The organism is Gammaproteobacteria bacterium, assembly GCA_011375345.1.
Classification (GTDB): domain Bacteria; phylum Pseudomonadota; class Gammaproteobacteria; order DRLM01; family DRLM01; genus DRLM01.
In genome coordinates, this window is the sequence record DRLM01000091.1 from 1 (window position 1) to 14073 (window position 14073).

A 14073-nucleotide genomic window follows, 5' to 3' on the forward strand; every position below is an offset into this window, starting at 1 on the left:
ATCCATTTGTCGGATTTGATGCTCATGTCGCTCCACTCACACATGTAGGGCGGACTGTGCCCGCCATCTTCTGTGAACAAGGCTGTTTGTTGGCGGGCACAGCCCACCCTGCACGATCGCTATTGCAGCAGGCGGCAAGTCACGTATTTTGAATCACAATCTTCGGAAACTTCGCCGCATAATCTTTACCCCGCATCGCCAAGGCCCCGGCAACTTTACGGGCGATTTCCCGATACGTGGCAGCGATGGCGCCGTCGGGGTCGGCCACCACGGTGGGCATGCCGCTGTCCGCTTGCTCGCGAATACACATATCCAATGGCAACGTCCCCAGCAGCTCCACACCGTGGTCTTTGGCCATACGCGCCCCCCCCCCGGCACCGAAGATGTGCTCCTCGTGGCCGCACCGGCTGCAAATGTGAGTGCTCATGTTTTCAATGATGCCGAACACCGGCACCTTGACCTTTTCGAACATTTTCAGCCCCTTGCGGGCGTCCAGCAGGGCGATGTCCTGAGGTGTGGTGACGATCACTGCACCGCTCACCGGGATGTTTTGCGACAGGGTAAGCTGAATGTCCCCCGTACCCGGCGGAAGATCAATGACCAGATAGTCAAGATCGCGCCAGTTGGTGTCCCGCAACAGCTGGCTCAGGGCCTGGGTGACCATGGGGCCACGCCAGATCATGGGTGATTCTTCGTCTACCAGGAAGCCGATGGACATGGCCTGCAGGCCATGGCCTTCCAAAGGCTCCATGGACTTCCCGTCCCTGCTTTCCGGCCGGCCGTTGATACCCAGCATGCGGGGCTGGCTGGGGCCGTAGATGTCAGCGTCCAAAACACCCACGCTGCCGCCTTCCGCCACCAACGCCAGGGCCAGATTGACGGCGGTGGTGGATTTGCCCACCCCACCCTTGCCGGAGGCCACGGCGATGATGTTCTTGATGCCGGGCAGGGGTTTCACGCCCTGCTGCACAGCGTGGGCGGCAATCTCCCAGGAAAGATTCACCTTGGCGGCGCGCACACCCTCCAGCGCCCCGATGCGCGATTCGAGGTCCGCGCACACAGCCTCGCGCAGGCCCGCCGCCGGATAGCCGAGCACCACGTCCACCCGCACCCGGTCACCCTGCACGTCGATGGCTTTCACCGCCTTGGCGCTGACCCAGTCCTTCTTTAGATAAGGATCGATGTGGCCTTTGATGGCCATCTCCACCTGCAATTGGGAAACGCTAGTCATGCTCCAAACTCCAAAAACTGTTCGCCGATGGCCGCGTAGTGTACCCCATGAGGAGGAATTTCATGTTCCCCCTGACACGGGGCCGGGCGATTTCGATAGAATACTTGGTTTTCCGCGCGCCGCGGCACCGAACTGAGCCCCATCCCCCTGAAAGGGGAAGTATGGATAAGCTGTTTGCAATTTATTGAGGCATCGATGAACCCCACACGCAAAATCCTGGTCACCAGCGCCCTGCCTTACGCCAACGGCCCCATTCACCTGGGCCATTTGGTGGAGTACATCCAAACGGACATCTGGGTGCGCTTTCAGAAAATGCGCGGCCACGATTGTGTGTACGTGTGCGCCGACGATGCCCACGGCACACCCATCATGCTGAAAGCCCGGCAGGAAGGCACTACGCCGGAGGCCTTGATCGAGCGCATCGGCCGGGAACACCAGGCAGACTTCGCCGGCTTCCACATTGGCTTCGACAACTACCACAGCACCCACTCGCCCGAAAACCGGGCCCTGGCGGAAACGGTGTACCTGCGCAACAAGGCCGCCGGCCATATCAGCACCCGCACCATCGTCCAGGCTTTCGATCCGGAAAAGAACATGTTCCTGCCGGACCGTTTTATCAAAGGCGAATGCCCCCGCTGCGGTGCGGCGGACCAGTACGGGGACAGTTGCGAGGTGTGCGGCGCCACTTATTCGCCGGCGGAATTGAAAAACGCCGTGTCCGTCCTGTCCGGCACCCGGCCCGTCGAAAAAGAATCCCTGCACTATTTTTTCAAGCTGACGGATTTTGAACCCCTGCTCAAAGCCTGGACCGCTGCCGGTCACTTGCAGCCGGAAGTGCGCAACAAGCTGGAGGAGTGGTTCACCCAAGGCCTGCGGGAGTGGGATATTTCCCGCGATGCACCCTACTTCGGCTTTGAGATTCCAGCAGCGCCGGGCAAGTATTTCTACGTCTGGCTGGACGCCCCCATCGGCTACATGGCCAGTTTCAAACACTACTGCGACAACACCGGGCGGGATTTCGACGAATACTGGAAGGCGGACAGCAACACCGAGCTGTATCACTTCATCGGCAAAGACATCGTCTACTTCCACGCCCTGTTCTGGCCCGCCATGCTCCACGGCGCGGGTTTCCGCAAACCCACGGCCATCTTTGCCCACGGTTTTCTCACGGTGGACGGACAGAAAATGTCCAAGTCCCGTGGCACGTTCATCAAAGCGCGCACCTATCTGGATCACCTCAATCCCGAGTATCTGCGCTACTACTTCGCCGCCAAACTGGGCTCCGGGGTGGACGATCTGGATCTCAACCTGGACGACTTCGTGCAGCGGGTGAATGCTGACCTGGTGGGCAAGTTGGTCAACATCGCCAGCCGCTGCGCCGGCTTTATCAGCAAACGTTTCGACGGCCGGCTGGCCGCCGCGCTGCCTGACCCCGCGCTGTACGACAGCGTGGCCGGCGAGGCCGAGATGATCGCCGGCTTGTTCGAGCGCCGCGAATACTCCCAGGCCATGCGGGAAATCATGGCCCTGGCGGATCGTGCCAATCAGTACATTGATGAACAAAAACCCTGGGTGCTGGCGAAAAAAGCCGGGCGCGAAGCGGCGGTGCAGGGCGTTTGCACCCAGGGGCTGAATTTGTTCCGGGTGCTGATGACCTACCTCAAACCGGTGTTGCCGCACATGGCGGAACAGGCCGAGGCCTTTTTGAACGCCGGCGCCCTGGACTGGCGCGCCATCGGGCGCCCCTTGTTGGACCACGGCATTGAACGTTACCGGCCTCTCATGACGCGGGTGGAGCGGGAGAAAGTGCAGGCCATGGTGGCGGCCTCCCGGGAAAGCCTGGCGCCCAAAGGCACGCAAAAAACAAAAATCGAGCCCATCGCCGAGACCATCAGCTTCGACGACTTCGCCAAGCTGGATATGCGCGTGGCCGAAATCGTGACGGCGGAAGCCGTTGCAGGCGCGGACAAGCTGTTGCGGCTGGTGGTGGACTTGGGCGGCGAGACCCGCCAGGTCTTCGCCGGCATCAAGCAGGCCTACGCGCCGGAGAAGCTGGTGGGGAAACGGGTGGTCGTCGTCACCAATCTCGCCCCGCGGAAAATGCGTTTCGGCGTGTCGGAGGCCATGGTGCTGGCAGCCGGGCCGGGCGGGAAAAATTTGTGGGTGGTGGGGCCGGACGACGGCGCCACGCCGGGGATGCGGGTGAAATAGCGCTGTACGCGGGCTTTTTGCCCCCTCTTAGGCAAAGAGAGGCTGGGGGAGATTTGAGCGTCGGGGAAGACCGCTTGGCGGTGCCACCCTTACATACCGCTAAATCCCCCTTTTTCAAAAGGGGAGGCCGGGAAGGTTGCGGCACCCGTTGGGCAGACGGCCATGCTGCGCGAACCAGGGGCCAACACTCTCCATATTCCGAAACATGTGAAATACAGCCAAACTCTTTGTTTATAACAAAACAGTATAGAAATAATGTAAAAAAGGACTACTTCGTTATAAGAAATTATGGTTTACTCCCCAGCCGTGGAAAGCCGGGATAAACGCCTGTTTTTCCCCCGTTTCCCCAACCCCCTTGGGTTGTACGGCTAATTGAAGGCGCGCATACTGTGGCGCCGCCCCTGAGCGCTATTCACGATGTCAGAATACCTGTTATTGCTGGTCAGCACCGTGCTGGTGAACAACTTCGTCCTGGTGAAATTCCTGGGGCTGTGCCCCTTCATGGGCGTGTCGCGCAAGTTGGAGACCGCCACCGGCATGGCACTGGCCACCACCTTTGTGCTCACGCTGTCTTCGGTGTGTAGCTACCTCGCCAATGAATACCTGCTGGCGCCGTTGGGACTGGAATATCTGCGCACCATCACTTTTATTCTGGTCATCGCCGTAGTGGTGCAGTTCACGGAAATGGTCATCCACAAAACCAGTCCCCTGCTTTATCAAGTGCTGGGCATTTTTCTGCCGCTGATCACCACCAACTGCGCCGTCCTCGGCGTGGCCCTGCTCAACGTACAGGAGCGGCATGACTTTGTGTCATCCGCCATTTACGGCTTCGGCGCTTCGGTGGGTTTTTCGCTGGTGTTGATTCTGTTCGCCGCCATGCGCGAGCGCATCAACGCCGGTGATGTGCCCCGGCCCTTTCGCGGTCCGGCCATCGGACTGATCACCGCCGGCCTGATGTCCATGGCCTTCATGGGTTTCTCCGGCCTGGTCAAAGGATAGGCGCGGTGGCGGCGGCGCTCATCGCGCTTACGGCGCTGGCCCTGGTGTTCGGCTTGCTGCTGGGTTTCGCCGCCATCCGCTTTAAGGTGGACGGCGACCCCCTGGTGGACAAAATCGACGCCATCCTGCCCCAGACCCAATGCGGCCAGTGCAGCTTTCCCGGTTGCCGGCCCTACGCCGAGGCCATCGCCGACGGCAGGGCGGACATCAACCAATGCCCCCCCGGCGGCGAGGCCGTGATTCACGCTCTGGCGGATTTACTGGGCGTGGACCCCAAGCCGCTGAATCCGGAAAACGGCGAAGAAAAACCGGAAAAAACCGTGGCCATCATCGACGAGCAACGCTGCATCGGCTGCACCCTGTGCATCCAGGCGTGCCCGGTGGACGCCATTTTGGGCGCCGCCAAACAGATGCATACGGTCATCGCGGCGGAATGCACCGGTTGCGAACTGTGCGTGCCGCCCTGTCCGGTGGACTGCATCGACATGGTACCCATTGAAGAAGACATTGACACCTGGCAGTGGCCGTCTCCCGAAGAGGACACAGCGCTGAAAAAGGCAGGCCACGGGTGACCGCCGGCTTGTTCAGGTTTCCCGGTGGTGTGCACCCGCCGCAGCACAAGCAGGCGTCCACGACCCGGGCGGTGCGGCCGGCGCGCCTGCCCAACAAGCTGATCCTGCCCCTGCACCAGCACATTGGCGAATCGGCGGAGGCGGTGGTGGAGGTGGGCGATACTGTGCTCAAAGGCCAGCCCATCGCCAAGGCCACAGGTTTCGTCAGTGCCGCCGTGCATGCGCCCAGCTCCGGCGTGGTCACCGATATCGGTGACTACCCGGTACCGCACCCGTCCGGCCTGTCCGCCCCCTGCGTGGTCATCGAAACCGACGGCGAGGACCGCTGGATCAAACGAAATCCGCCCGCGGATTACCGCCGCATCGACCCCAGCCATTTGCGCAATCTCATCCGCGAAGCGGGCATTGTGGGCCTCGGCGGCGCCGGGTTTCCGTCCTTTATCAAACTCAACCCCGGCCGGAGCAAACACATCGACACGCTGATCCTCAACGGCATCGAGTGCGAGCCTTACATCACCTGCGACGACATGCTGATGCGGGAGCGGGCCGGCAACATCATCGAGGGATTGAAAGTCATCCGCCACGCCCTGCAAGCCCGGCGTTGTGTCATTGCCGTGGAAGACAACAAACCCGAAGCGTACGCCGCCATGCAGGCGGCTGCGAAGGACCTGGACGGGGTGGACGTGGTGCTCTGCCCGACGATCTATCCCCAGGGCAGCGAAAAACAGCTCATCCAGGTCATCACCGGCAAGGAAGTGCCCGGCAACAGGCTGCCCCTGCACATCGGCGTGGTGGTACACAATGTGGGCACCGCCCACGCGGTGTACCAAGCCGTCATCAAAGGCAGACCACTGATTTCCCGCTACGTGACCGTTACCGGCGCCGCCGTGGGCCAGGCCTGCAATCTGGACGTGCTGATCGGCACCCCCATGATCGACCTGCTGAACCAGTGCGATGTGAACCTCGCCACCATGGACCGGCTCATCATGGGCGGCCCCATGATGGGTTATGCCCTGCACACGGTGAACGCGCCCGTAATCAAGACCACCAACTGTCTCCTGGCCGCCACCGCCGCCGAGCTGCCCCCCCCCGCCGCGCCACTGCCCTGCATCCGCTGCGGCGCCTGCATGGGCGTCTGTCCGGTGAGTCTGCTGCCACAGCAACTATACTGGCACGCCCACGCCAGGGAATTCGACAAAGCGCAGAACTACAATCTGTTCGATTGCATCGAATGCGGCTGCTGCGCCTACGTCTGCCCCAGCCGCCTCCCCCTGGTGCAATACTACCGCTACGCCAAGGGGGAGATCTGGAAACAAGAGCGGGAAAAAGAAAAAGCCGACCTCGCCCGCCAGCGCCACGACGCGCGCCTGAAACGACTGGAGCGGGAAAAAGCCGAGCGCGCTGCGCGGCACAAGAAAAAGAAAAAAGCGCTGCAAAACGAACCGGCGGCCAATGGAAAAAATGCCGCTGGAAAGAAAGCGGCGATACAGGAAGCGCTTGAGCGGGTGCGGGCAAAAAAAGAACGTGTGCGAAAAGACGAGACCTAGCCCAACGCCCGTTGGGGAATTTGGAAACAGGGGGCGTGGGAAACAGGACCGACCAATTTTTTTCGATACGGGAAAGGAACATCTCGCCTGCCCTCCTTTTTCAAAGGGGGCACTAAGCGCAACGAAACAACTTACCAACCAAACGCAATTTCAAACAAACAAGCACACAATCTATGGCACTCAGCACACCCACCTCCCCCCACATCCACAACGGCAACAGCGTGACCAAGGTCATGCTGCAAGTGGTGGCCGCGTTGGTGCCGGGAGTGATGGCCTATGTGTGGTTCTTTGGACCGGGAGTGGTGGTGAACATGGTATTGGCCACAGTCACCGCCCTGGCGGTGGAGGCCTTGTCACTGGCCGTCCGCGGCCGCCCCCTGCCCCCCTTTCTCAGCGACGGCAGCGCAGTGGTCACCGGCTGCCTGCTGGCCCTGGCCCTGCCGCCGCTGGCGCCCTGGTGGCTGGTGGTGCTGGGGGCGGCCTTCGCTATCATCATCGGCAAACAATTGTTCGGCGGGCTGGGCTTCAATCCTTTCAACCCGGCCATGCTGGGCTATGTGATGCTGCTGATCTCCTTCCCCGTGGAAATGACCCATTGGCTGGCACCCGCCATGCTGGCCCCCCATACGCCGGACCTGGGGGAGACCCTGCGCTATGTGTTCGCCGGCCAGCTGCCCCCGGCACTGACCCTGGACAGCCTGACCATGGCCACGCCGCTGGATGCCGTCAAAACCCAACTGGGGCTGGACCTCAGCGTGGGCGAGATTGTGCGCCAACCCCAGTTCGGCGCCTTGGGCGGCGTGGGCTGGCAGTGGATCAATCTCGCTTTTCTGGCCGGCGGGTTGTGGTTGATCAGAAAAAAAATCATCGGCTGGCAGATTCCCGTGAGTATGCTGGGCACCCTGACCCTGCTGGCAACAGTGTTCCACCTGATCGATGCCGAACACTACGCCTCACCCCTGTTTCACCTGTTCAGCGGCGCAGCCCTGTTGGGCGCCTTTTTCATTGCCACCGACCCCGTCAGCGCCAGCACCACCCCACGGGGCCGCTTGATCTTCGGCGCCGGCATCGGCCTGCTCACCTACGTGATCCGCACCTTTGGCGGCTATCCAGACGGCGTGGCCTTTGCCGTGCTGCTGATGAACATGGCCGCCCCCCTTATTGACCACTACACCCGTCCGCGGGTCTACGGCCATGACAGGGACTGAGCCCGTGCTGCTGCGTCACATGCTGCGCACCGCGGCGCTGCTGGCCGCCTTTGCCATTGTCGGCACCGCCCTGGTGGCCATCACCTACACCGCCACCGTGGAACGCATCGCCGAAAACGAACGCCGGTTTCTGTTGCAGGCGCTGCACGAGCTGGTAGCGCCCGAAATGCACGACAATGACATGTACCAGGACGTGATCCACGTCACCGCACCTGCCTTCCTGGGCACCCGGGACCCGGTGGCGGTCTACCGCGCCCGCCGCCAGAACCGGCCGGTGGCGGCGGTTTTGACGCCGGTGGCCCCCAACGGCTACAACGGCCGCATCAAACTATTGGTGGCAGTGGACTTCAACGGCGTGTTGCTGGGCGTGCGGGTGGTGTCGCACAAAGAAACGCCGGGCCTGGGCGACCGCATCGACGTGGAAAAGTCCGACTGGATCAAAACCTTCGCCGGTAAATCGCTGTCCCATCCCTCAGCCCGGCGTTGGCGGGTGAAAAAAGACGGCGGCGAGTTCGACCAGTTCACCGGCGCCACCATCACTCCCCGCGCCGTGGTCGGCGCCGTGCGCAAAACGCTGGAATACTTTGTCCAACACCGTGACGCTTTGTTCGCCCCCATACCCCAGGAGACAGACCACCATGGCTGATACTGCCGACTACGCCGCCCTGGCCCGTGACGGCCTGTGGCACAACAACCCGGCTTTGGTGCAAATACTGGGCATGTGCCCATTGCTGGCAGTGAGCTCCACCGTGGTCAATGGCTTGGGCCTGGGGCTGGCCACCACCCTCACCCTGGTGCTGTCCAACCTCACCGTGTCTGCCATCCGCCACCAAGTCACGCCGGAGATCCGCATTCCCGTGTTCGTGCTCATCATCGCGGCCTTCGTCACCGCCATTGAGCTGGCCATGAACGCCTATTTCCACGAGCTGTATAAAATTCTCGGCATCTTCATTCCGCTGATCGTCACCAACTGCGCCATCCTCGCCCGGGCCGAGGCCTACGCCTCCAAAAACCCGGTGCTGCCCTCCGCTGTGGACGGCCTGATGATGGGTCTGGGCTTCACCGCCGTGCTGGTCACCCTGGGCGCCATGCGGGAGATCATCGGCTTCGGCACTTTGTTTTCCCAACTGCATCTGATGTTCGGGGAAGGGGCGCGGGGCATGACCCTTACCCTGTTTGAGGACTACCGCGGCTATCTTCTGGCCATCCTACCGCCGGGAGCATTCATTGGCTTGGGGTTGTTGGTGGCGCTCAAAAATGTCATCGACGGACGCCGCCAGGCGCGGGCACAGCGTCTGCCAACACAAATACCGGTGAACGGTGAGACGTAAGAGAGGTAAGACTTAACCCGGATATCTCACCACCCCTATAGAAACAGGCCTCTTTTTGTTGCATAAAGTGGGTGGAAACAAACACTTATCCGCAACAAGAGAAAGAGGCCTATAAAAACAGGGTGAACACCGAAGCAGTTGGCATTTCAGTCCCTGGGACGACGCGAAGTGATCGGTCGTTTTGACGGTGGGCGCATCAGTTCGGACGGTGGCGGACTGCTGCTGCGGGAGGTGGACCATCGCATCGGTCTGCCGGATCGCCTGGCCGGCTGGCAGCAACAGGCCAAGGATCAGTTTTCCGGCGGCGGCGGAGCCAGCACTTCGCGCATACCGTTGGACTGCAAGGGCCCCACCACGCCGCTGCGTTCCATTTGCTCAATCATGCGCGCTGCCCGGTTGTAGCCGATTTTGAGGCGCCGCTGCACGCCGGAGATGGAGGCGCGACGCGATTCGGTGACGATGCGCACGGCTTCATCGTAGAGGGGATCGGCTTCCGCGTCGCCGCCGGCCTCGCCGGTGACCCCGTCGCCGTTGTCCGCGGGTCCGGCCAAGACTTCGTCGATGTAATCGGGCACGCCGGTCTTGCGGAGATAAGCCACCACCTTGTGTACTTCCTGGTCGGATACAAAAGCGCCGTGCACCCGGCTGGGGACCCCCGAGCCGGGGGTCAGGTACAGCATGTCGCCATGACCCAGCAGCTGTTCCGCGCCCATTTGGTCGAGAATGGTGCGCGAGTCGATGCGGGAGGAGACCTGGAAGGCAATGCGGGTGGGAATATTGGACTTGATCAGCCCCGTGAGCACATCTACCGAGGGCCGCTGGGTGGCCAGCACCAGGTGAATGCCGGAGGCGCGGGCTTTCTGCGCCAGGCGGGCGATGAGTTCTTCCACCTTTTTGCCCACGATCATCATCATGTCCGCCAGCTCGTCGATAATGACCACGATCTGCGGCAACGTCACCAAGGGCGGAGCTTCCGCTCCTGCCGCTGCCTGGGCGACGGGGTCGGGCAAAGGGCTGCCCTTGGCCGCAGCCTCTTTCACTTTGCGGTTATAACCCGCCAGGTTACGCACCCCCAACGCCGACATCAGCCGGTAACGGCGGTCCATTTCCGCTACGCACCAACGCAGTGCGTTGGCAGCTTCTTTCATGTCGGTGACCACCGGCGCCAGCAGGTGCGGTATGCCCTCGTACACTGACAGCTCCAGCATTTTCGGGTCCACCATGATCAGGCGTACGTCTTCAGCGGTGGACTTGTACAATATGCTCAAAATCATGGCATTGACGGCCACGGACTTGCCCGAGCCGGTGGTGCCCGCCACCAGCAGATGAGGCATGCGGGCCAGGTCCACCACCACCGGGTGGCCACCGATGTCCTTGCCCAGCGCCAGACTGAGGGGCGCGTGGGCAGCGTCATATTGCCTGGACTGAAGCAGTTCGCTCAAACGCACCATCTCCCGCCGCTCGTTGGGCACTTCCAGGCCCACCACGGGTTTGCCCGGAATGGCATCCACGATGCGCACGCTGATGGCAGCCAGGGCCCGCGCCAGATCCTTGGCCAGGCCGGAAATGCGCGCCACTTTCACTCCCGGTGCCAGTTGCAGCTCGAAGCGCGTGATCACCGGCCCGGGATGCACCGCCACTACCTGCACTTCCACGCCGAAGTCAGCCAGTTTCATTTCCACCTGGCGGGACAGGGCCTCCAGGGCTTCAGCGGACATCCGGTTTTGCGGAGGTTCAGCCGGATCCAGCAAGGCCAGGGGCGGCAGGGGGCCCTCGTCGGCCACGTCGTCGAACAGCGGCACCTGGCGCTCTTTCTGGGCCCGCACGCTGGGTTCCAGTTGTTTGATCACGGGTTCGATGCGGGGGGCGGCCCGCTTCTTGATTTCTTTCTTTTTCGCCACCCGCGGGTTTTGTTCCCGTTCCCGGCGCAGGCGGCGGGCGGTCATTTTGTCGCGGCCCCGGTTCCAGGCGGTGGCCAGGCCACCGAAGCCCGCCAGGGTGAGCCGGCCGATGTTGTCGATAACGCGGATCCACGACAGCCCTGTGGCCAGGCTGATACCGGTGAGCAACAAGGCCCCCATGAACAGAGCGGCGCCCACCGGGCTGAAGGCGGCGCTGAGGGTGGTGGCGACCACATCACCCAGAATGCCCCCCCCATCCAGTGGCAGCGCCAAGGGATTGACGGCATAGAGCCGGGCCAGACCGGCACCCGCGCCCAAGGTGAAGACGACGCCGGTCAGCCGCAGCGCCCAGTGCCAAGCCCCCCCGGAGCGTCCCCCCAACACCCCTCCGTCACGGTAAAGCAGCCAGGCGCTGCAGGCCACCAGAAAGGGAAAAACATAAGCCAGATAACCGAACAGGTGAAAAAACAGATCGGCGAACCAGGCCCCGGCCACCCCGCCTAGATTGTGCACCGCCCCGCTCCGGGCACTTTGGGACCAGCCGGCATCACTGCTGTCGTAGCTCAGCAGGGAAATCAGAAAATAAAGCGCCAGGGCACCAAGCACCAGCAAGATGCTCTCGCGCAGCCCGCGCTGGGGGGCTGCGCCGGGCACGGCGGGCGCCTGTCGATTTTTTCGACCCTTTGCGGGTTCGGCCAATATTTTCATCCCTGGTGCCAACTTACCGTGGCAAGTAACTCAATAAATTACTATTTTATAGGGGACTGGCGCGTAAAACAAAACCGCGCTCCAAACCCCGGGGCGGCGCCGGCCCTTTACCGCTTTGGGGGCTTTGCGTAAGATTTGCGGCCGTCCCGGCATGAGACACCCTCACACGCCCCCTCAATCACTGACCTAAGGCAACTACACCTCATGAGCGAAACCAGACACTGCCGACTGCTGATTTTGGGTTCCGGCCCTGCCGGATACACCGCCGCCATCTATGCCGCCCGCGCCAATTTGCAGCCCGTGCTCGTCACCGGTATTCAGCAGGGTGGCCAGCTGACCACCACCACCGACGTGGAAAACTGGCCCGGCGACCCGGACGGCGTGCAAGGGTCCGAGCTGATGGAACGCATGCAGCGCCATGCCGAGTGCTTCGGCACGGAGATCGTCTTCGACCACATTCACACCGCAACCCTGGGCCAGCCCCCGTACCGCCTGCAAGGCGACGCGGGAGAATATACCTGTGATGCCCTCATCATTGCCACCGGCGCCAGCGCCAAATACCTGGGTCTGCCCTCGGAAGAGGCTTTCATGGGCAAAGGCGTGTCGGCCTGTGCCACTTGTGACGGCTTTTTCTATCGCAACCAGCACGTGGCCGTAGTGGGCGGCGGGAACACTGCAGTGGAAGAAGCCCTGTATCTGTCCAATATTGCCGCCAAAGTCACCGTGATTCATCGCCGCGATCATTTCCGGGCGGAAAAGATTCTGATTGACCGCCTGATGGAAAAACAAAAAGAAGGCAAGGTGGACATCATCTGGAACCGTCAACTGGATGAGGTACTGGGCGACGACAGTGGCGTAACGGGGCTGCGCCTGAAAGCCCTGTCCGGCGACACCACGCAGGAGATCAGGGTGCAGGGGGTGTTTATCGCCATCGGCCACGCCCCCAATACTGGCATCTTTGCCGGCCAGCTGGAAATGGAGGGCGGCTACATCAAGGTGAAAAGCGGCACTCAGGGTGAGGCCACCGCCACCAGTGTTCCCGGTGTATTCGCCGCGGGAGACGTGGCAGACCACATCTATCGCCAGGCGGTCACCTCAGCCGGAACGGGCTGCATGGCGGCGCTGGACGCGGAGCGGTATCTGGAGCATCTGGGGAAGCAGTAGCTCACCCCTGCGAAAATTCCAAAATCCCGGCCGGCGGGCGCCAGCTTACCTCAGGCTTTCCGGCCGCCGCATCAGACTGCGTTTGGAAAAGATCCTGTCGGACAAGCCAATATTGAGTCGCACATGGCTCACATCCAGGGTGGTTTTGCTGCCGTTGACAAGGTTTTCCGCCACCACTTTCTTCCACACCCAGGCCGAGCCGATCTTGTCCCAGTCGAAATGCAAACGTTTCACCGCTTCGGCGCCACGCTCGCCATAGTAATCCACGCGCCACGGCAGGAAGGTTTCGGCATCTATCCACCGTATCGCTTTGGCGTAGGGGTATTCCTCGCTGCGCGCCAGGGGGGTGCTTTCTATCTTGTAGTAGCGCCCCCGCAGCCGCTCATCCACGCCCAGCAGCCGGTGGCGGTCGGCGTCTGGCGCCCTGGGCACCATGTCTCCCCGCGTCAGCTGGGTCTTGCCAAACTCGTCGTTGTCATGTTGATGTTGGTGGCGGCCGTGGGAGATCTTCCGCACCATGCGCAATTCCGGCAGGTACAGCCAGTGATCGTCTTTTTTGCCATGATAGATAAAGGCCATGAAGGCTTTGCCGTGGTCATCCGGTGGATATTCGCTGTAGAAAATCACTTTGGTGTCGAGCTTGGGATCATCCGGATAAGTCTTCCATACCATGGTGTAGCGCAGCTCGGTTTTGGGCTTGCGGGCCGGTTCGAAAGTGAAGGCCAGGCCAAACAAGCCATCGCGTCCACCGTCCACATGGGCCGAACGGGCCATGATTTCGTCCGCCGAAAGGCCCTGCGCAGACAGGGATGCGGAGAAGGTGGCCAGCGCCAGGATCAGGGCCGCGCCTGCCGTGCATTGACTGTTGGCTCTTGTCATGGAATCTCCTCATAATTCCGCGCCGGGCACCCGTCACACCCGCCGCGCCGTTTTTCGCGTCAATCTGTTGTTGGTCTCACTGTGGACCGACACCTAACAAGCGTAGTGCGATTTGAACATGAACGTGGCTATCGTGGAATCCCTGGACCGGGTCAATGCCCGGGAATGGGACGGTCTGCTGACTCAAGGCCACGCCTTTCTTCACGCGCTGGAGCGCCACCAGGGCCTCGGACCGGGCACGGGATGGCATCCCCGCTATTTGCTGATGCGCGAGGGAGCCAAGCTGGTGGGTGCCCTGCCCCTGTATCTCAAGGATCATTCC

13 protein-coding genes are annotated in these 14073 nt (G+C 61.8%); 10 read left to right on the top strand and 3 right to left on the bottom strand.

What is annotated here, in order from left to right:
- Positions 1 to 139 precede the first annotated feature (139 nt).
- Positions 140 to 1231 carry an iron-sulfur cluster carrier protein ApbC gene (apbC, locus tag ENJ19_06915; GenBank protein HHM05457.1) on the bottom strand — a complete coding sequence of 364 codons (1092 nt, stop codon included), beginning with the start codon at positions 1229 to 1231 and terminating at the stop codon, positions 140 to 142.
- Positions 1232 to 1426: 195 nt separating this feature from the next.
- Here apbC and ENJ19_06920 point away from each other — a divergent pair, with 195 nt between their 5' ends.
- The 8 genes from ENJ19_06920 (at position 1427) to ENJ19_06955 (ending at position 9501) form a co-directional block, all read left to right on the top strand.
- Complete coding sequence (locus ENJ19_06920) at positions 1427 to 3442, top strand: methionine--tRNA ligase (protein HHM05458.1); 2016 nt, start codon at positions 1427 to 1429, stop codon at positions 3440 to 3442.
- A 417-nt stretch (positions 3443 to 3859) separates the two neighbouring features.
- Positions 3860 to 4441: an electron transport complex subunit RsxA gene (rsxA, locus tag ENJ19_06925; protein HHM05459.1), complete on the top strand. Its 582-nt coding sequence runs from the start codon at positions 3860 to 3862 to the stop codon at positions 4439 to 4441.
- A gap of 5 nt (positions 4442 to 4446) precedes the next feature.
- Positions 4447 to 5013, top strand: coding sequence for an electron transport complex subunit RsxB (gene rsxB / locus ENJ19_06930; GenBank protein ID HHM05460.1), 567 nt, complete (start codon positions 4447 to 4449; stop codon positions 5011 to 5013).
- On the top strand, positions 5010 to 6560 hold the full coding sequence (gene rsxC / locus ENJ19_06935) for an electron transport complex subunit RsxC (protein HHM05461.1): 1551 nt from the start codon (positions 5010 to 5012) through the stop codon (positions 6558 to 6560). The genes rsxB and rsxC overlap by 4 nt, the downstream gene beginning before the upstream one ends.
- A gap of 173 nt (positions 6561 to 6733) precedes the next feature.
- A complete protein-coding gene (gene rsxD / locus ENJ19_06940; GenBank protein ID HHM05462.1) occupies positions 6734 to 7768 on the top strand; it encodes an electron transport complex subunit RsxD in 1035 nt (344 codons plus the stop codon).
- Between the two features lie 19 nt (positions 7769 to 7787).
- Complete coding sequence (gene rsxG / locus ENJ19_06945) at positions 7788 to 8414, top strand: electron transport complex subunit RsxG (protein HHM05463.1); 627 nt, start codon at positions 7788 to 7790, stop codon at positions 8412 to 8414.
- Positions 8407 to 9099: an electron transport complex subunit E gene (locus ENJ19_06950; protein HHM05464.1), complete on the top strand. Its 693-nt coding sequence runs from the start codon at positions 8407 to 8409 to the stop codon at positions 9097 to 9099. Before rsxG ends, ENJ19_06950 begins: the two co-directional genes overlap by 8 nt.
- Before the next feature lie 138 nt (positions 9100 to 9237).
- The gene (locus ENJ19_06955) at positions 9238 to 9501 is read left to right on the top strand and encodes a hypothetical protein (GenBank protein ID HHM05465.1); all 264 of its coding nucleotides are present in this window, start codon (positions 9238 to 9240) and stop codon (positions 9499 to 9501) included.
- Here the strand turns inward: ENJ19_06955 and ENJ19_06960 are convergent.
- A complete protein-coding gene (locus ENJ19_06960; GenBank protein HHM05466.1) occupies positions 9390 to 11708 on the bottom strand; it encodes a DNA translocase FtsK in 2319 nt (772 codons plus the stop codon). The two genes, ENJ19_06955 and ENJ19_06960, sit on opposite strands and share 112 nt — an antisense overlap.
- Before the next feature lie 204 nt (positions 11709 to 11912).
- On the opposite strand from ENJ19_06960, the gene trxB reads away from it, so the two are divergent.
- Positions 11913 to 12872 carry a thioredoxin-disulfide reductase gene (gene trxB, locus ENJ19_06965; GenBank protein HHM05467.1) on the top strand — a complete coding sequence of 320 codons (960 nt, stop codon included), beginning with the start codon at positions 11913 to 11915 and terminating at the stop codon, positions 12870 to 12872.
- Between the two features lie 45 nt (positions 12873 to 12917).
- Here trxB and ENJ19_06970 read toward each other — a convergent pair whose 3' ends face one another.
- Positions 12918 to 13751, bottom strand: coding sequence for an outer membrane lipoprotein-sorting protein (locus tag ENJ19_06970; GenBank protein ID HHM05468.1), 834 nt, complete (start codon positions 13749 to 13751; stop codon positions 12918 to 12920).
- Between the two features lie 118 nt (positions 13752 to 13869).
- Here ENJ19_06970 and ENJ19_06975 point away from each other — a divergent pair.
- Positions 13870 to 14073 (top strand): GNAT family N-acetyltransferase (locus ENJ19_06975; GenBank protein HHM05469.1); only part of this gene is annotated, 204 nt, incomplete at its 3' end.